General features: G+C 59.2%; 18 protein-coding genes. 8 read left to right on the forward strand and 10 right to left on the reverse strand.

Annotation, left to right across the window (positions count from 1 at the left end; genetic code table 11):
- Positions 1-50 precede the first annotated feature (50 nt).
- Genes KUV52_RS04380 through folB form a run of 3 tightly spaced genes read right to left on the reverse strand, consistent with a single transcriptional unit; the run spans position 51 to position 1,724 of the window.
- Positions 51-845: an undecaprenyl-diphosphate phosphatase gene (locus KUV52_RS04380; RefSeq protein ID WP_222524700.1), complete on the reverse strand. Its 795-nt coding sequence runs from the start codon at positions 843-845 to the stop codon at positions 51-53.
- Between the two features lie 25 nt (positions 846-870).
- Positions 871-1,365, reverse strand: a complete 495-nt coding sequence (gene folK / locus KUV52_RS04385) for a 2-amino-4-hydroxy-6-hydroxymethyldihydropteridine diphosphokinase (protein WP_222524701.1) — start codon at positions 1,363-1,365, stop codon at positions 871-873.
- A gap of 2 nt (positions 1,366-1,367) precedes the next feature.
- Entirely contained in the window at positions 1,368-1,724 is a 357-nt protein-coding gene (gene folB, locus KUV52_RS04390; protein WP_222524702.1) for a dihydroneopterin aldolase, read from the reverse strand.
- 120 nt (positions 1,725-1,844) lie between these two features.
- Here folB and plsY point away from each other — a divergent pair, with 120 nt between their 5' ends.
- Positions 1,845-2,447, forward strand: coding sequence for a glycerol-3-phosphate 1-O-acyltransferase PlsY (gene plsY / locus KUV52_RS04395; RefSeq protein WP_222524703.1), 603 nt, complete (start codon positions 1,845-1,847; stop codon positions 2,445-2,447).
- 34 nt (positions 2,448-2,481) lie between these two features.
- Here the strand turns inward: plsY and tsaD are convergent, their stop codons facing one another.
- Complete coding sequence (tsaD, locus tag KUV52_RS04400) at positions 2,482-3,498, reverse strand: tRNA (adenosine(37)-N6)-threonylcarbamoyltransferase complex transferase subunit TsaD (RefSeq protein WP_222524704.1); 1,017 nt, start codon at positions 3,496-3,498, stop codon at positions 2,482-2,484.
- 232 nt (positions 3,499-3,730) lie between these two features.
- Between tsaD and rpsU the strand changes: the two genes are divergently transcribed.
- The 4 genes from rpsU to rpoD all read left to right on the forward strand — a co-directional run bounded on the left by rpsU (position 3,731) and on the right by rpoD (position 8,191).
- Positions 3,731-3,946 (forward strand): 30S ribosomal protein S21, encoded by a 216-nt coding sequence (gene rpsU, locus KUV52_RS04405; RefSeq protein WP_222524705.1) that lies wholly within the window; start codon positions 3,731-3,733, stop codon positions 3,944-3,946.
- Positions 3,947-3,948: 2 nt separating this feature from the next.
- The gene (locus tag KUV52_RS04410; RefSeq protein ID WP_222524706.1) at positions 3,949-4,392 is read left to right on the forward strand and encodes a GatB/YqeY domain-containing protein; all 444 of its coding nucleotides are present in this window, start codon (positions 3,949-3,951) and stop codon (positions 4,390-4,392) included.
- Between the two features lie 99 nt (positions 4,393-4,491).
- Positions 4,492-6,282, forward strand: coding sequence for a DNA primase (gene dnaG, locus KUV52_RS04415; RefSeq protein WP_222524707.1), 1,791 nt, complete (start codon positions 4,492-4,494; stop codon positions 6,280-6,282).
- 76 nt (positions 6,283-6,358) lie between these two features.
- On the forward strand, positions 6,359-8,191 hold the full coding sequence (gene rpoD / locus KUV52_RS04420) for an RNA polymerase sigma factor RpoD (RefSeq protein ID WP_222524708.1): 1,833 nt from the start codon (positions 6,359-6,361) through the stop codon (positions 8,189-8,191).
- 51 nt (positions 8,192-8,242) lie between these two features.
- Here the strand turns inward: rpoD and KUV52_RS04425 are convergent, their stop codons facing one another.
- A complete protein-coding gene (locus KUV52_RS04425; RefSeq protein WP_222524709.1) occupies positions 8,243-9,040 on the reverse strand; it encodes a crotonase/enoyl-CoA hydratase family protein in 798 nt (265 codons plus the stop codon).
- A gap of 119 nt (positions 9,041-9,159) precedes the next feature.
- Here KUV52_RS04425 and KUV52_RS04430 point away from each other — a divergent pair, with 119 nt between their 5' ends.
- The 3 genes from KUV52_RS04430 to KUV52_RS04440 are packed head-to-tail and all read left to right on the forward strand — an operon-like array spanning position 9,160 to position 11,569.
- On the forward strand, positions 9,160-10,122 hold the full coding sequence (locus KUV52_RS04430) for a response regulator (RefSeq protein ID WP_222524710.1): 963 nt from the start codon (positions 9,160-9,162) through the stop codon (positions 10,120-10,122).
- 2 nt (positions 10,123-10,124) lie between these two features.
- On the forward strand, positions 10,125-11,069 hold the full coding sequence (locus tag KUV52_RS04435) for a diguanylate cyclase (protein WP_222524711.1): 945 nt from the start codon (positions 10,125-10,127) through the stop codon (positions 11,067-11,069).
- A complete protein-coding gene (locus KUV52_RS04440) occupies positions 11,069-11,569 on the forward strand; it encodes a GNAT family N-acetyltransferase (protein ID WP_222524712.1) in 501 nt (166 codons plus the stop codon). The genes KUV52_RS04435 and KUV52_RS04440 overlap by 1 nt, the downstream gene beginning before the upstream one ends.
- Positions 11,570-12,444: 875 nt before the next feature.
- Here the strand turns inward: KUV52_RS04440 and rraB are convergent.
- The 5 genes from rraB to KUV52_RS04465 all read right to left on the reverse strand — a co-directional run bounded on the left by rraB (position 12,445) and on the right by KUV52_RS04465 (position 17,810).
- Entirely contained in the window at positions 12,445-12,816 is a 372-nt protein-coding gene (gene rraB, locus KUV52_RS04445; protein WP_222524713.1) for a ribonuclease E inhibitor RraB, read from the reverse strand.
- A gap of 28 nt (positions 12,817-12,844) precedes the next feature.
- Complete coding sequence (locus KUV52_RS04450) at positions 12,845-13,579, reverse strand: 1-acylglycerol-3-phosphate O-acyltransferase (RefSeq protein WP_222524714.1); 735 nt, start codon at positions 13,577-13,579, stop codon at positions 12,845-12,847.
- Between the two features lie 90 nt (positions 13,580-13,669).
- Positions 13,670-14,317: a CatA-like O-acetyltransferase gene (locus KUV52_RS04455; RefSeq protein ID WP_222524715.1), complete on the reverse strand. Its 648-nt coding sequence runs from the start codon at positions 14,315-14,317 to the stop codon at positions 13,670-13,672.
- Positions 14,318-14,421: 104 nt separating this feature from the next.
- A complete protein-coding gene (gene parC / locus KUV52_RS04460) occupies positions 14,422-16,692 on the reverse strand; it encodes a DNA topoisomerase IV subunit A (RefSeq protein ID WP_222524716.1) in 2,271 nt (756 codons plus the stop codon).
- Positions 16,693-16,697: 5 nt separating this feature from the next.
- The gene (locus KUV52_RS04465) at positions 16,698-17,810 is read right to left on the reverse strand and encodes a PQQ-dependent sugar dehydrogenase (protein ID WP_222524717.1); all 1,113 of its coding nucleotides are present in this window, start codon (positions 17,808-17,810) and stop codon (positions 16,698-16,700) included.
- Positions 17,811-17,815: the final 5 nt, after the last annotated feature.

The following is a 17,815-nucleotide window of genomic DNA, read 5'->3' on the forward strand; positions in this document are numbered from 1 at the left end:
GCAAACAAAAAGGGACGCCATTGGCGTCCCTTTTCTGTGTGTGGCTCTCCTTACACAAAGAAGGCGAACAACACCCCGGCCAGAGCCAGTCGATAGATAACGAAAGGTTTCATGCCCATGCGGCCAATCGCTTTCAAGAACAGGTGGATACAGGCGTAGGCAGAAACAAACGCCAGAACCGCGCCCAGCAATAGGGGGAACCAGTCCACCGGCTGAGGCTCCTTCATCAGCGTCAGCGTCTCATAGCCCACCGCCGCTGCGGTGATCGGAATCGACAGCAGGAAGGAGAAGCGGGCCGCCACCAGACGATTGAAGCCCAGCAGCAACGCTGCGGTGATGGTGGCACCGGAGCGGGATGTACCGGGGATCAGCGCCAGCATCTGGGCCAGACCAATCAGCAGCGCCAGCTGCCAGGTCACATCCGCCATGGTGCGTCGCTCACTGGCGGTCGCATCGGCGTACCACAGCAGCAAACCGAAGATCAGCGTGGTGGTGGCGATCACTGTGGTCGAGCGCAGCGTGGTGGAGATGATGTCGTTAAACAGCAATCCGGCCAGTCCGGCGGGGATGGTGGCGAGGATGATGTACCAGGCCAATCGGCTGGATTCACTGTGCTCACCCGTCAGGGAGACCAGCCAGTGGCGCAGCAGGTTAGAGATGTCCTCACGGAAGTAGATCATCACCGCCAGCAGAGTCCCGGCATGGGTGGCCACATCAAAGGCCAGCCCCTGGTCTTCCCAGCCCAGCATCTGAGCAGGCAGGATCAGGTGGGCGGAACTGGAGATGGGCAGAAATTCCGTTAAGCCCTGAATGATGGCGAGGATCGCCGCCTGGATCGGATCCACGGGACAAACTCCTTGTTAATACGAATTATGCAAGCGGCCAGACAAAGGGGACCGGCCAAAGGGATTGCTGGGTCTTATCGTAGGCCTGCCACAAGGCAGCAAGGCTATGAGGTTGTCCCGGCGGCACCAGATCGGGTGCCAGCTCGGCCAATGGCCAGAGCACGAAGGCGTTATGGTAGATCTCGGGACGCGGTAACTCCACTGGCGTTTCGCACTGAGTACCGTCATAGAGAAGCAGATCAATATCCAGAGTACGGGGAGCAAACTTCTTGGCGCCCCGCGCCCGGCCGTGAGCCTGCTCGATCGCCTTAAAGGTAGTCACCACCTCAGCAATGGATTGATCGGTTTCCGCCCGGGCCACCAGGTTCAGAAAGTTGTCGCCCTCGAAACCCACGGCTTCCGACTCAAACACGCTGGAAAGGGTCAGATTGCGATAGTGATTCGCCAGATCATCCAGGCCTTTGCGAATGTGGGCGTCAGCCTCAATGTTGCTGCCCAGGCTGATGTAGATAACGGCCATGCTCAGAAGCTTCCACGCTGGATCTGAACACCCACAGTGCGGGCGTTCGCCACCGCACCCGGTTTGCTGACCCGAACCCGTACTCCGGCGACCTGGAAATCCTTAAGGATCAGCGCAGCAACCTTTTCTGCCACCGTCTCCACCAGTTCGTGGGGGTGGTCCTGCACCAGTGCGGTCACCGCCTTGGAAACGGTGTCATAGCAGAGCGCCTTGCTGTAATCGTCAGCCTCGGCCGCCGCGCGGTTGTCCCAGGCCATCTCCAGATCCAGCACAAGCGTCTGACGGATCTGCTTTTCCCACTCGAAGACGCCGATCACGGCCTGACATTCGAGTCCCTGGATAAATACCTGGTCGGTCATGTTGTTACTGGCGCTCCCGCTGAGGGTCAGATACCCTAGTTCGATTGGACGAACGGAGGAAGGAACCCCCGTTTGGGCGTCGGATGATAGCGTAACTGACTGGGGGAAAAAAGCGCAGAAATGGCGATACTGACCGGAGGGTTAACCCTCTTTGCCTACCTGCTGGGATCGGTATCCAGCGCCGTGCTGGTGTGTCGTTTGTGGGGCCTTCCAGACCCCCGTGAGCATGGCTCCCATAACCCCGGCGCCACGAATGTGCTTCGACTCGGTGGCAAACTCCCCGCTGTGCTGGTGCTGCTGTTCGACATCCTCAAAGGCACCATTCCGGTCTGGGGCGGATACTTTCTTGGCCTGGATCCACTCGGTCTGGCGCTGGTTGGTGCGGCGGCCTGTCTGGGTCACATCTACCCTCTGTTCTTCCGCTTCCAGGGGGGGAAAGGGGTCGCTACCGCCTTTGGCGCCATGGCGCCCATCGGCTGGGACATGACCGGCGCCCTTATCATCACCTGGCTGGTGGTGGCTCTGGTAAGTCGCTACTCCTCCCTTGGCGCTATCGCGACCTGCCTTATCGCCCCGCTTTATACTTACCTGTTCAAGGCGCAGTACACCGGCTCCGTGACCCTGGTGGCCGCTCTGATCCTGTGGCGCCATCGCGGCAACATTGTTCGCCTCTGGCGTGGCACCGAGCCGAAGCTGGGGCAAAAAAAACGCCACGCAGAGTAACCCCTGCGTGGCGCGTTATCCCACCTATTGAAACTCAGGCGGCGCCGGGCGCGGACAGCGTATCCAGCGGCCAGCGCGGCTGCCCTTTCACTGCCAACGGCTGGGTTTCACCGGCCTTAAGACGTTGCAGGCCGGCAAAGGCGATCATCGCGCCGTTGTCGGTGCAGAATTCTGGACGGGGATAGAACACTTCACCGCCCCGCTTGGCCATCAGTTCTTCCATCTGAGCCCGCAAGTGCAGGTTGGCGCTTACGCCGCCCGCCATTACCAGGCGCTTCAGTCCAGTCTCATCCAGGGCACGACGGCATTTGATCGCCAGGGTATCCACCACCGCATCCTCAAAGGCCCGGGCGATGTCCGGCAGCGCCGCTTCGCCGTGGGCGGCAATGGTGTTGGCCGCAAAGGTCTTCAGGCCCGAGAAGCTGAAATCGAGGCCAGGACGATCGGTCATGGGACGGGGGAACTTAAAGCGGCCCGGGGTGCCCTTGGCCGCCAGCTTGGCCAGCAACGGACCACCGGGGTAATCCAGCCCCATCAGCTTGGCGGTTTTATCAAACGCCTCGCCCGCCGCATCATCAATGGATTCGCCCAGCAACTGATACTGGCCAATGCCATCTACACGAACCAGCATCGTGTGACCACCGGAAACCAGCAGTGCCACAAAGGGGAACTCGGGCGGGTTGTCCTCCAGCATCGGCGCCAGCAGGTGGCCCTCCATATGGTGAACGGCAACCGCCGGCACCCCCCAGGCGTAAGCCAGAGAACGCCCGGCACAGGCCCCCACCAACAGCGCGCCAATAAGGCCCGGGCCCGCAGTAAAGGCAACGCCATCAAGGGTGCTGGGATCCACCTTGGCGTCGGCCAGGGCCTGACGCACCAGGGGCACCAGTTTGCGGACATGGTCTCGGGAGGCGAGCTCAGGCACCACGCCACCGTAGTCGGCGTGCAATTTCACCTGGCTGTACAACGCGTGAGACATCAGGCCCTGCTCATCATCGTAGATGGCGATACCGGTCTCATCACAGGAGGTTTCTATCCCCAATACCCGCATGCTAAACTCTCGTGCTCTGGCTAAAGTGGCGCAATTCTAGCGCTGCTATCATCCTTAAGCCAGTCACGCAAAGTGGCGCGGTTCCAGTGCCACTATCATCCTTAAGTCAGTCGTCGCTGTGACAGGCTTTACAAGGAGGCGAAGTTCAGAGTAGAATTTCGCACCATTTTGAATTGCGGCTGCTCAAAGAATGACCAGCCGCTTACCGAAATTTTTTCGAGGTGAAAGGCAGATGCCGGTAATCAAAGTTCGTGAAAATGAGCCCTTCGACGTAGCCCTGCGTCGTTTCAAGCGTTCCTGTGAGAAAGCAGGCGTACTGTCTGAAGTACGTCGTCGTGAGCACTACGAGAAGCCCACTACTGCTCGCAAGCGCGCCAAGGCTGCCGCTTCCAAGCGTCAAGCTAAGAAAGTAGCTCGCGAAAACGCCCGTCGTACTCGTCTGTACTGATCATGTCTCTGATCGAGCAGCTGAAAGACGCCCAGAAGGCGGCCATGCGTGCCAAAGAAAAGGCACGCCTGGGCACCATCCGTCTGGCACTGGCCGCCATCAAACAGGTGGAAGTGGACACTCAAACCACCCTCGGCGATGATGAAATCACTGCGGTGCTGACCAAAATGGTTAAGCAGCGTCGCGATTCCATTAAGCAATACGAGGGAGCCGGTCGTCAGGACCTGGCTGATGTGGAAGCCGCCGAAGTGCTGGTTCTGCAAGAGTTCCTTCCCCAGCCGCTGAGCGAAGCCGAGCTGGACAGCCTGATTGAGAAGGCCATGGCTGACGCCGGCGCCAGCTCGATGCAGGATATGGGCAAAGTGATGGGCCTGCTTAAGCCGCAGGTTCAAGGTCGGGCCGATATGGCCGTGGTGAGTCAGCAAATCAAGGCTCGCCTGGGTTAACACCCCGTCCGCGATCACAGCAACAAGCCGTGCCTACTGCACGGCTTGCTTGTTTTGTGATAAAGAACAGCGACATTCCCCCAGGAGGCATAGCGACACGTGGCCGGTCGAATCCCAAGAGACTTTATCGATCAACTGCTTTCACGTCTCGACATTGTCGAGCTGATCGATGGCCGGGTGAAGCTGAAAAAAGCGGGTAAGAACTATCACGCCTGCTGCCCCTTCCATAACGAAAAAACCCCCTCTTTTACCGTCAGCCAGGATAAGCAGTTCTATCACTGTTTCGGCTGCGGCGCCCACGGCAACGCCATCGACTTTGTGATGGAGTATGACCGCCTTGAATTTGTCGATGCCATCGAAGAGTTGGCGGGTCAAATGGGGCTGGAAGTGCCACGGGAATCCAGTGGGGGACGAGGTGGCCGATCCCATCAGGGTGGTGGCAGCACCAGCAAGCCCGCACAGGGTCCCAAGCTGGATGACCACTACACGCTGATGAGTTGGGCCGCGCGCTACTACCAACAGCAACTGCGACAGCACCCCGAGCGGGATCGGATTATCGAGTACCTCAAAAAACGGGGACTGGATGGCGAAACCGTACAACGCTTTGGCATCGGCTTCGCGCCGCCGGGCTGGGATAACCTTCTGGCTCAGCAACGCAGCAGCAACTCGGCGCAAAAACTGTTGGCCGAATGCGGCATGCTGATTGAGAAGGAAGGGGGAAAACGCTACGACCGCTTCCGGGATCGCCTGATGTTCCCGATCCAGGATCGCCGCGGTCGGGTGATCGCCTTTGGTGGCCGGGTGCTGGGTGACGATACCCCCAAGTATCTGAACTCCCCGGAAACGCCGATTTTCCATAAGGGTCGGGAGCTTTATGGCCTCTACCCCCTGCGCCAAAACAACCGAAACCCTGAACGGGTACTGGTTGTCGAAGGCTATATGGATGTGGTGGCTCTGGCTCAGCATGGCATCGACTATGCGGTCGCGTCGCTGGGAACCTCCACGACAGCCGATCACATTCAGGTTCTGATGCGTACTGCCTCAAAAGAGGTGGTGTGCTGTTATGACGGTGACCGTGCCGGCCGCGACGCGGCCTGGCGGGCACTGGAAACCGCCCTGCCGATGCTGAAAAGCGGTAAGGCGCTGAAATTCATGTTCCTGCCAGACGGAGAAGACCCCGATACGCTGGTGCGTAAAGAGGGCAAAGAGGCCTTTGAGGCCCGCATTGCCGAAGCGATGCCCCTGTCGGATTATCTGTTTGGTCATCTGAGCCAGGACGCGGAACTGAGCAGCGCTGAAGGCAAGGCCAGTTTTATCAATACCATCCGCCCTCTGATTGACCAGATCGGCGATGAGGTGTTGAGAGAAACCCTGATCCAGCGGTTGGAAAAGACCCTGGGCTGGGGGGCACGGCAACATTTTCAGGCCCCCCGGGCCGTTGCCAAGCCGCAGCAAAAAGCTCAGCAGGGTCGGGGCACTCCGATCCGACGTGCTGTCGCTTTGCTGCTGCAAAACCCGAGACTGGGTTACCAGCTCGAGCCGCAGGTCGCGGTGGCGCACCTTCCTTTGGGAGGCATTGCCCTTCTCAGAGGGATGCTGGATGCCTGCCGGGACGCCCCGCTGACCACAGCGCAGCTGTTGGAACGCTACCGTGGCAGTGACGAGTACGGCACGCTGCGTAAGCTGCTGGGCTGGAATATGGAGGTGGAGGAGCACCTCGACAAGGAATTTTTTGACTGTCTGCAATGGTTAAATCAGCGCTTCCTGGAGCATCTGTCCGAAACCCTGCAGCAGAAAGCCCGCGACGGCTCCATCACCGTCGAGGAAACGAGGAAGTTGTCCGACGTGCTGACAATACTCAAGCGGTCGCCCAAGGCTAGCGGCCACTAGACAACGCCGTTATAATAGGCTATTTGCGCATCAACAGCTGCCATTCCAAGTTCGTAACCTTAAGTGGATGATATCAATGGATCAAACTCCGCAGTCGCAACTTAAGCTCCTGGTTGCCAAGGGCAAAGAGCAAGGCTATTTGACGTACGCCGAGGTGAACGATCACCTGCCGGCGGACATGGTCGACTCTGACCAGATCGAAGATATTATCCAGATGATCAACGATATGGGCATCCAGGTCTTTGAGTCCGCTCCGGACCAGGATGAGCTCATGATGTCTGAAGACGCCACCGACGAAGACGCGGCGGAAGCAGCGGCGCAAGCCCTCGCCAGCGTAGAGGGTGAGCTTGGCCGTACCACTGACCCGGTTCGCATGTACATGCGTGAAATGGGTACCGTGGAGCTGCTGACCCGTGAAGGTGAGATTCAGATCGCCAAGCGCATCGAAGACGGTATCAACCAGGTTCAATGCTCCATCGCTGAGTACCCGGAAGCGATCAGCTTCCTGCTGGATCAGTGGGACCGCTATGAGGCGGAAGAGATCCGTCTGGCTGAGATCATCTCCGGTTTTGTGACCGAAGAGGAAGAAGCCCCGACCGCCACTCACGTTGGCTCTGAGCTGCCTAAGGAAGAGCTGGACGACGAGGACGATGAAGAGGAAGAGGACGACGACGACTCTGACGACGATTCCTCCAACGGTCCGGATCCTGAGCAGGCCAAAGAGAAGTTCACCTCCCTGCGTGAACACTACGAACTGGTGCAGAAAGCGTTTGCCGAGCACGGTCGTGATTCTCTCGAAGCCGCCATGCTGATCACCCGTCTGTCTGAACTGTTCAAAGAGTTCCGTCTGGTACCGAAGCAGTTCGACGTACTGGTGAACAACATGCGTTCCATGATGGACCGCGTGCGTGTTCAGGAACGCCTGATCATGAAGATGTGCGTTGAGCACGCCAAGATGCCGAAGAAGAACTTCCTGAAGTTGTTCGCCGGCAGCGAGTCTGAGTTCGGTTGGATCCAAAACGAGATTGATGCGGGCAAATCCTACAGCGCCGGCCTGGCTGAAAACCAGGACGAGCTGCAGCGTTGCGTGCAGAAACTGGCCCAGATCCAGGAAGAGACCGGTCTCTCCATCGCCAAGATCAAGGACATCAACCGCCGCATGTCCATCGGTGAGGCCAAGGCCCGCCGAGCCAAGAAAGAGATGGTTGAAGCTAACCTGCGTCTGGTTATCTCCATCGCCAAGAAGTACACCAACCGTGGTCTGCAGTTCCTGGATCTGATCCAGGAGGGCAACATCGGTCTGATGAAGGCAGTGGATAAGTTCGAATACCGTCGCGGTTACAAGTTCTCCACCTACGCGACCTGGTGGATTCGTCAGGCCATCACCCGCTCCATTGCGGATCAGGCCCGCACCATCCGTATTCCGGTGCACATGATCGAGACCATCAACAAGCTCAACCGCATCTCCCGTCAGATGCTGCAGGAGATGGGCCGTGAGCCGACTCCGGAAGAGCTGGCCGAGCGCATGATGATGCCGGAAGACAAGATCCGTAAGGTGCTGAAGATCGCCAAAGAGCCGATCTCCATGGAGACGCCGATCGGTGACGATGAAGATTCCCATCTGGGTGACTTCATCGAGGATACCACTCTGGCTCAGCCTGTAGATTCTGCCACTTCCGAGAGCCTGAAGGCTGCAACCGCCGAGGTTCTGGCTGGCCTGACCGCTCGCGAAGCCAAGGTACTGCGTATGCGTTTCGGTATCGAGATGAACACTGACCACACTCTGGAAGAGGTGGGCAAGCAGTTCGACGTTACCCGTGAGCGTATCCGTCAGATTGAAGCCAAGGCTCTGCGCAAGCTGCGCCACCCGTCCCGCTCTGAGATCCTCAAGAGCTTCCTGGACGAGTAATCCGGCTGACACAAAAACGCCCCGCACTGCGGGGCGTTTTTTTTGCGCCGGTTACCAGCTGCGACGGGATTCGAACGCCCGCTCCTTACCCTTGGCACGTGCCGTCGCAATACGCTGGTTGCGCCCCAGCAGGACTTTGCACTGACGCCAGGTTTCCGAGGCCAGCAGACGCCCGCTGCCCGGGATACCGTGTTGGCGGAACAACCCCTTCACCGCCGCCAGAGCGTCCGGCGACCTCGCCTTCAGAATGGCCGACATCTCCTCGGCACGCGCCATCGGATCGGCACAAACCTCCGTCACCAGACCCAGCTCGAGCGCCCGGCTGGCACTGATCTGCTCGGCACTCATCGCCAGCCAGAGGGCGTGGTCCGCCGCCATCAGTTCACGCAGCGCCAGACTTCCTCCCATGTCAGGGATAAGCCCCCAGCGCCCCTCCATAATGGAAAGATCTCCCTCAGGGCTGACCAGACGGAAGTCCGCGCCAAGAGCAATCTGCAAACCACCGCCCCAGATACGGCCATGCAGCACCGCGATAACCGGTACCGGCAGATCCCGCCATCCCGTGCTGACCCGCTGCGCCAGATTGGCCCGCCCCGGCCACCACTTGGCCAGTAACCCCAGTGCCTGACGCGGCTTGCCCATTACCGATTTGACGTCCAGCCCGGAACAGAAATCCTCTCCAGCACCTGACAGAACCACAGTTCGCACACTGCGGTCTTTGGCAATGCGCTTTTGCACAGCAACGATATCCTTGAAGCTGGCCCAATCCAGCGCATTTCGCTTGTCGGGGCGGTTCAGCTCTACATAGGCCACGCCGTCCTCGACCCGGTACGCAATTCTCTCGTCCATGATGCCTCTCCTTCACATCCGACCAGTAACGTATCAGCTTTGTTAAAAGCATGACAACTATTGGTTTTTTCAATAAACTGGCCGAGTTTTTTTTGGGCAGACCCGCAGGAGATGGGCAGTTGGCAGTACAGGTGTTGATCTGTGACGATTCCGCCATGGCGCGCAAGCAACTGGCTCGAAATCTGCCCGAAGATTGGGACGCGGAGATCCAGTTTGCCGTAGATGGCAGGGATGCGCTTTCCCAGTTGACTCATAAAGATTTCGATCTGATGTTCCTGGATCTCAACATGCCCAACTTGGATGGGTATGGCGTACTGGCTGAACTTAAAGGGCAACGTCATGCCCCCAAAGTGTTAGTGGTATCCGCAGACATCCAACCGCTCGCCTATCAGAAGGTGATGGACCTTGGCGCCCTCAACTTTCTGCGTAAACCCATCGCTCCGGATACCCTGAAGCAGGAGTTGGTCCAGTTCGACCTCTACCGCAGTGGCGCCCTGCAACATCACGGCGCCACCGCCGTTGCCATGGATGATGCCCTGCGGGAGATCTGCAATATCGCTATGGGTCAGGCGGCGGACAATATGGCCAAGGTGCTTGGCAAGTTTATCGAACTGCCGGTCCCGAAACTGCGCCGCCTGCATGCCAGCGAGATGGAGATGCTGCTGGCAGAGTCGTTTCAGGATGTCAGCCTGAGAGTGATCTCCCAAGGCTTTATCGGAGCAGGGATCGCCGGAGAAGCGCTGCTGCTGTTTGAGCAAAGCTGCTACGAAAGCATGGGGCGCCTGATGGGGATGAGCGATGTGGAGAGCGACGCCGCCCGTCTGGAGGTTCAGATGGACACGGCCAATCTGCTGTTTGCCTCCTTCCTCAACGGCTTGTCCGAGCAACTGCATATCCCCTTCTGCCAATCGCATCCTGTGGTACTCAGTGGCGTGCCCACCTGCCAGTTACGGGGCGAGACCCTGGCGGTGGAGATCAGCTACCGCCTGACGGATCACCAGATCCTCTGTGACCTGCTGTTGTTCTTCCCTCATGACAGTCTGAAGCGGCTGGAACACAACCTGACGTACCTGCTGGAGTAGCCGTGAACGACCACGAAATTGAGCACCTGCACCGATTGACCCAACTGCTGCAAGGCATTGAAGTGGGCCTGGTGGTGATCAACCGGGACTACCGGGTGCAGCTTTGGAACGGTTTTATGGAGAACCACTCCGGATTGAGCGCTCAGCAGGTGCGGGAGCAATCCCTGTTCGACCTGTTTCCCGACCTCCCCAAAGAGTGGCTTATCAGCAAGCTGGAAGCGGCGTTCCTGCTCAACAGCCGCTCCTTTACCGTCTGGGAGCAACGACCTTTCGTATTCCCCTTCGCCTACTCCCGCCCCATCACCGGTGGCAACCAGATGATGTGCCAGAACATGACGGTACAACCTCTGCAGGACCTGAGCGGCAACGTCAGTCATGCCGCCCTCATCCTCTACGATGTCAGTGTTCAGGCGGCTGACCGACGTCAGTTGGCCTCCGCCAATGAGAAGCTGGAGCGCTTAAGCCAGATCGACCCATTGACCGGGCTGGCCAACCGGCGACAGTGGGAGAGCGCCCTGGAGCAGGAGTTCCAGCGCTGTCGACGCTACCAGCCCCCCAGTTGCCTGCTGGTGGTGGATGTGGACCATTTCAAGAAGGTGAATGACGAATACGGTCACGCGGCCGGGGATCAGGTACTGAACGAACTGGGCAACCTGCTGGCCCGAACTTTACGGAAAACCGACATTGTGGCGCGCTACGGGGGCGAAGAGTTCGTGGTACTGTTGACGGAAACCCGGATGGAACAGGGGGTGATGCTGGCAGAACGACTGCGCGTTGCCGTGTCCGAGATGGTGATCAAGTTGCCACTGTCACTCAATATCACCGTCAGTCTGGGTCTCTGCGCTTACCAGCATGAACTGCCCTCCTCCCAGGCCTGGTTCGAAGCAGCCGACCGCGCTCTGTACCAGGCCAAGCAGAACGGTCGCAACCGTCTTGAGGTGGCCTGATGATACGTCCCTACCAGCCCCGAGATCTGGCGGCCATCACCGCCATCTACAACCACTATGTGGAAAACGAGATCGCCACGTTCGAAGAGACCGCGCTGAGTGAACAACAGATGCGGGAACGTCTTGAGGGCATCGCAGAGGCGTTTCCGGTGCTGGTTCTGGAGGGTGAACAGAGCGACTGCATCGGCTATGCCTACGGCACTCACTTCAAGCCCCGCAGCGCCTATCGCTTTACCGCAGAAACCACCATCTACCTGGCTCCCGGCTGTCAGCAGCGGGGCGCAGGCACACGGCTTTATCAAGCCCTGTTGGACGCCCTGGCGGCACAGGGCATTCGGGAAGTATTAGGGGTGCTGACTCAACCCAACCCCGCCAGTGAGGCGCTGCACCGCAAACTGGGTTACCAGCATCAGGGCACGCTGCACGCAGTGGGGTTCAAGTTTGGTCGCTGGCTGGATGTGGCGTTCTGGCAGAAGTCCCTTATAGCGCGTAACGCTTAAGGCGATCCTCTTTACGTCGTCCCGTTCCGACCCGACGGTCGCCTTTGAGGGGATCCCAACGAAGTGATGCCCGCCTTTCCGGATGCTGCCGACGCTGCACATGACGCCGGTCCTCTCCTGCATACTCCTTCATACTCAACCTCCAACCTATGCCCAAACTTCAACTATAGCCAAGGCTGAGGGATGCAAGAGGTAAACATCCACCGGCATAGCAGCTGGCTTTGATTAGCCGACTATAAGGGGGCTTTTTTGGTGGTGAGGATGCCACAGGCATGTGACTGAAGGCGGACCATTACCCCCTTTGCCGGGAGCGGCCCGGCGGCCGCCAGAAGGGCTTACGCCCCTCTGGACTCCCCTATGCCTCCGGCGCGGCGAATGCCCCTCGCTCCCTCTCCTTTCCATTTCAGCTCTGGCCAGACTCGTTTTTGGAAAGGGCTATCCATACCCTTTCCAAAAAGCCGGCTCCGCCCTCCATGGCTCCGCGTTCACGCCTATCGGCGTTCACCCATGCTCGGCTGGCCACTCGGGCCTTTTTCACTGCGCAGTCCCTGCTCCGCTCAAAAGCCCGGCTACGCCATCCATGGCTTCGCGTTCGTGCCTATCGGCTCTCACCCCTGGCCCTCGGCTTCATTCCCAGTCGCTCCCGCTCGGCGCCGCGAGTCGGCGATGGGGGACGGCTTTCGCCGTGAAAGACCGGCGGACAACATCAAAATGGATTCGATTTCGTGGCTATTTTGCTTACTCGTTTACGCGGAAATAGTTAGAAATCGCAACTCTAGGGGCAGAGCCCCGAGGAAACGATTACCACCTCAATAGGAGGGGGGTTTAAGACTGACAACAAAAGAAAAGGCGGCTCGAAAGCCGCCTTTGTCTTGTTATTGAATCTGCTCTTCAGACTCAACAAAGTAGGTGCCCCAACCGTCGTAAAGCACATCATGCTTCTCGGCGATGCGGATCAGGGTCTCGCAGTCCTTGTCCAGACGGTCGATGTCCAGCTCATGCTCGATAACCGCGTCGAAACAGAACACGATGGCACCGTCATCCAGCTCAACCTCTTCCGCATCCTCAACCTGGAAGCCCGCTTTAAAGACATCCACGGCAACCTTCTCCAGCGCATCAAAGTCGGCGCTGGCGAAGTGGTGTTCGATGGTATAAGTGGCGTCCCTAACGGAGCCGTCTTCCAGCAGGGCCTCAACGATCTCGCGGGTCTCTTCCTGCTGTTCGGCAATCAATTGTTCAATGGCCATGGGTCTCTCTCCTCACGCAATGGCGGCATTATACCGCGGCGGTCTGGCTGAGTCTGCGAGCCTCGGCACTCAACTCATCAAAACGCTTCTGCATCACATCGTAGACCCGTTGAGCCAACTCACGCACATCTTCGCGGCCCATGCCGGCCGTGCAGATAGGCTCAAGGGCTTCCACGATCACCACGCCGTTACGATGACGACCCAGTTTGATGTCGCCCTGGCAGGAGGAGATCACCGGCACAATCGGCACTCCAGCCTGGATGGCGGTGTGGAAGGCGCCACTTTTAAACGGCAACAGACCACGGCCTCGGGAGCGGGTTCCTTCCGGGAAGATCCACACAGACAGGGCTTTCTCGCGGATGCTGCGGGCCGCCTTCTCAATGGTGGCGATCGCCTTGGAGCGGTTCTTTCTGTCGATCAGGATATTTCCGGTCAACCAGTAGAGCTGACCAAACAGCGGGATCCACACCAGGCTCTTTTTGCCGATGCTGACCGTGCCACGGGGCACCATGCTGCTCTGGATGAAAAGATCGAAGTTGTTCTGATGGTTACCCACAAACACCACGGCGTGGTCCTGGGGAAGGTGCTCTTCGCCGCGACGAATCACCTTCACACCCAGCAGAGGGGAGACCTTACCAAAGTAGCGGGCGATCCGGTGTACGTTGTCCCGGTGAAACGGCTGAAGCAGCGCATAAACCAGGGAGAGCAGAAACACCAGCACCAGCAAAACCGCTAACAGCAGGGAACGGAATAGCAACAGCACGCACACAACTCCGGAAACAAAAGGCCGCCCAGTATAGGGATTGGTCGGCCAACAGGCAATGATTTCGGTTAACGCTTGTGCGCTGAGTGGTCAGTCAGAAAGCCACTGCTCAGGCGCAGAAAACTTATCCTGAAGCCGTTCAAAGAATTGCGCCAGATGGAGGCCGTCTGCCAAGCCATGATGGGCCTGAATTACCAGTGGCATCAGGGTGCGCTCTCCCTGCACATCGTATTTCCCCCACATGATGCGGGGCACGGAGCAGGCCGGCGCCATCGGCATCGGCTGCACCATCTGGGTAAATCGAAGCCAGGGAACGCAGGAGTGATAGATCAGGTTGTCGGTGCCTTCCGGTTCACCGTTGTAGAGGTTGGGCGACGCACTGGCATTGGCCAGCACCTGCTGTGCAGCCTCATTGAACTGACTCCAGCTCGATTGCCAGGGGATTGAGGTAAAGCGCACCTGCTGATCCTCCCCCAGCGCAGTCACGGCACAATCCAGCCGCTCATGCTCCACGATCCCATCCTCGCGGATCCGCCAGCGCATCCAGGGCAGTTCCTGAGCCACCAGGGTGCAGGCATATAGGATGGCGCGGTAGGCAGACACTCCGTGAGCCTTGCAGTGTGCCAGCAAGGTCTGAACCTCCACATCGGCACAGATCCCGACATAGGGAAGTGCCACGTTTCTGTAGTGATCGAACTGTTGTTGGCGGGGGAAGGTATCGGGCGTGAGGTAATGCATCTGCCGGTCCATGAGCAATTTTTGGCGCTCACTATAGGGGGTTGTGCCGGACAGAACCAGTCTGAAGATCACACCGGGGCCCATTAGGGCCCCGGTATCTGAGTTTACTCGGTGTCGGTATCGGCCTCGTTGACCTCCACCCGATCCACCCGCTGCAAACCACGAGGCAGCTTATTGCCTCGACGGCCACGCTCGCCCAGGTAGTGGTCCAGGTCAGCGCTCTTCAGCGTCAGTTTACGTTTGCCGGCCCACAGGGTGATCTGCGCGCCCACCGGCAGCACCACCAGGTGCTTCACATACTCTTCGCGGCTCTTGGCCCGCTCGGAGGGGATGCCGATGATCTTGTTGCCCTTGCCCTTGGCCAGAACCGGCAGTTGGGCGAGCGGGAACAGCAGCATACGACCTTCAGTACTGATCGCCAGCAAACGGTCATTGGCCTGATCACGGATCCGTTGCGGCGGCAGCACCTCGGCACCCACCGGCACCGTCAGCAACGCCTTACCCGCCTTGTTGCGGCTGACCATCTCCTTGAACTGACCCACAAAGCCGTACCCGGCATCCGTGGCCATCAGGTAGTGGTCCTCCTCCAGGCCCATCACTACGTGTTCCAGCTTGGCGCCCGCCACCAGGTTGAATCGCCCGGAGAGGGGCTCACCCTGGCTTCGTGCGGACGGCAGGGAGTGTGGCTCGGTGGTGTAGGCCCGACCGGAGCTTTCCAGGAACACGACCGGCTGATTGCTGCGGCCTCTAGCGTGGGCCAGGTAACCGTCACCAGCACGGTAGGAGAGCGCTTCCGGCTCAACATCATGGCCCTTGGCGCAGCGGCCCCAGGCTTTCTGACTCATCACCACGGTAACCGGCTCAGCAGGCGTCAGCTCCTGCTCAGTCAGAGCACGGGCTTCACCACGCTCGACCAGCGGGCTGCGGCGGTCATCGCCGTACGTTTCTGCGTCCGCCAGCAGTTCCTTCTTCACCAGAGTTTTTAAACGGCGCTCAGAGGAGAGGATCAGCTCCAGTTTGTCACGCTCGGCTGCCAGCTCCTCCTGTTCGGCGCGGATCTTGATCTCTTCCAGCTTGGCCAACTGACGGAGTTTGATCTCCAGGATCGCTTCCGCCTGCTTCTCGGACAGGCCAAAGCGGCTCATCAGGGCAGCCTTGGGCTCGTCCTCAGTGCGGATGATCTCAATCACTTCATCGATATTGAGGAAGGCGATCAGCAAACCATCAAGAATGTGCAGTCGAGCCAGCACCTTATCCAGACGATATTGCAGGCGGCGGCGCACCGTCTCGGTGCGGTAAACCAGCCACTCAGCCAGGATCGACTTGAGGTCCCTCACGCCCGGGCGGTTATCCAGCCCCAGCATGTTAAGGTTTACCCGGTAGCTCTTCTCCAGATCGGTGGTGGCGAAGAGGTGGGCCATCACCTGATCCAGATCGATGCGGTTTGAGCGCGGTACGATCACCAGACGGACCGGGTGTTCGTGGTCGGACTCATCACGCAGGTCCGTCACCATCGGCAACTTCTTGGCCTGCATCTGGCCGGCAATCTGTTCAATCAGCTTACTGCCGGAGACTTGATGCGGCAGCGCCGTCACCACGATCTCACCGTCGATCACCTCATACACGGCACGCATCTTCACTGAGCCCCGACCGGTCTGGTAGATCTTGGCGATCTCCGCTTTCGGCGTGATGATCTCGGCGGCCGTCGGGTAATCCGGGCCCTGGACGAACTCCATCAGCTCTTCCAGTTCCGCCTTGGGATTCTCCAGCAGGTGGGCGCAGGCCGAGGCCACTTCCCGAGCGTTGTGTGGCGGAATGTCGGTGGCCATACCCACCGCAATGCCGGTCACGCCGTTAAGCAGAATGTGCGGCAGTCGGGCCGGCAGCAGCTTGGGCTCTTTCATGGTGCCGTCGAAGTTCGGACCCCACTCAACGGTGCCCTGCCCCAGTTCCGACAGCAGCACTTCGGAGAAACGGGAGAGGCGGGACTCGGTATAACGCATCGCTGCGAAAGACTTGGGATCGTCCGGCGCACCCCAGTTACCCTGACCATCCACCAGCGGATAGCGATAGGTGAAGGGCTGTGCCATCAGCACCATCGCTTCGTAACAGGCACTGTCACCGTGCGGGTGGTATTTACCCAGCACGTCACCCACGGTACGGGCGGATTTCTTGTATTTGGCGGTGGCGCTCAAGCCCAGCTCGCTCATGGCGTAGATAATACGCCGCTGTACCGGCTTAAGGCCGTCCCCAATGTGCGGCAGGGCCCGGTCCATAATCACGTACATGGCGTAATTCAGGTAGGCCTGCTCGGTGAACTGGCGCAGAGGCTGCTGCTCCACACCCTCCAGACTCATCGCATTGTGGTCGGTCATGGTTCTCACTTTCCGGCGTCGCCGGGGTTGTAACTGAGCCGGTAAATCCGGCCTTTGTAATCGTCAGAGATCAGCAGCGAGCCATCCGGGTGGGGCAAAAATGCCACCGGACGAGCCAGGGGAGTCTGGCCATCAAGCCAGCCATCCACCACCACTTCGTAACCGCCATTCTCTCCCCCATCGGGGATCAGGGCACTGATGCGGTAACCCACTTTGCTGCTGCGGTTCCAGCTGCCGTGCTCGGCGATAAAGAGCGCATTACGGTAGCGGGAGGGAAACTGTTCGCTCTGGTAGAAGTGCACCCCAAGAGGCGCAACATGGGCCTGAAGCCGGGCAACCGGGTCCACAAAATCGGCCTTCATTTGGGGGCTTGGAACAAACTCCGGATCAGCCACTTCGCCACCGTGCCAGTATGGGTAACCGAAGTGACTGCCCACTTTCTCCAGGCGGTTTATCTCATCCGGCGGTGAATCATCGCCCAGATGATCCCGGCCGTTATCGGAAAACCAGAGCTGGCCGGTCTGTGGATGGAAGTCGAAACCCACGGAGTTACGTACCCCACGGGCCAACACCTCTCGGCGGCCCCGCTCCAGATCCAACGCCAGGATGGTGGCATAGGGCTCAGCCGGGTTGCAGATGTTGCAGGGTGCCCCTACCGGCACCACAAGGCGTCCATCCGGCGCAAAATCCAGGTACTTCCAGCCATGATGGGCATCGCTGGGCAGATCATCCACCAACACCTCCGGCGTACCGGGATTATCCAGACGGGACTCAATGTCGCGATACACCAGGATCTGGCTTACCGCCGCCACATAGAGGTCGCCGTCACGGAAGGCGATACCGGAGGGCAGAAACAACCCCTCTGCCAATACCGCCACCTTATCCGGCTCGCCATCCCCGTCGCTGTCGGTCACCGCATGGACTTTGCCCGCCTTGCGGGAGCCGACAAACAGGGTGCCCTTGTCGCCCCAGGCCATCTGGCGGGCATTCTCCACCCCATCGAGATAGAGCTCCAGGGTGAAGCCCGGCGGCAGATTAGCCTGAGTCACTGCCGGTACCGCCGCTGCGGTTGGCGCCAATAAGGCGAGTGTGGTGATCAGGGTCCGTCCCAGTGTCATCCTTG

This window comes from Ferrimonas balearica (genome assembly GCF_019802055.1).
Classification (GTDB): Bacteria; Pseudomonadota; Gammaproteobacteria; order Enterobacterales; family Shewanellaceae; genus Ferrimonas; species Ferrimonas balearica_A.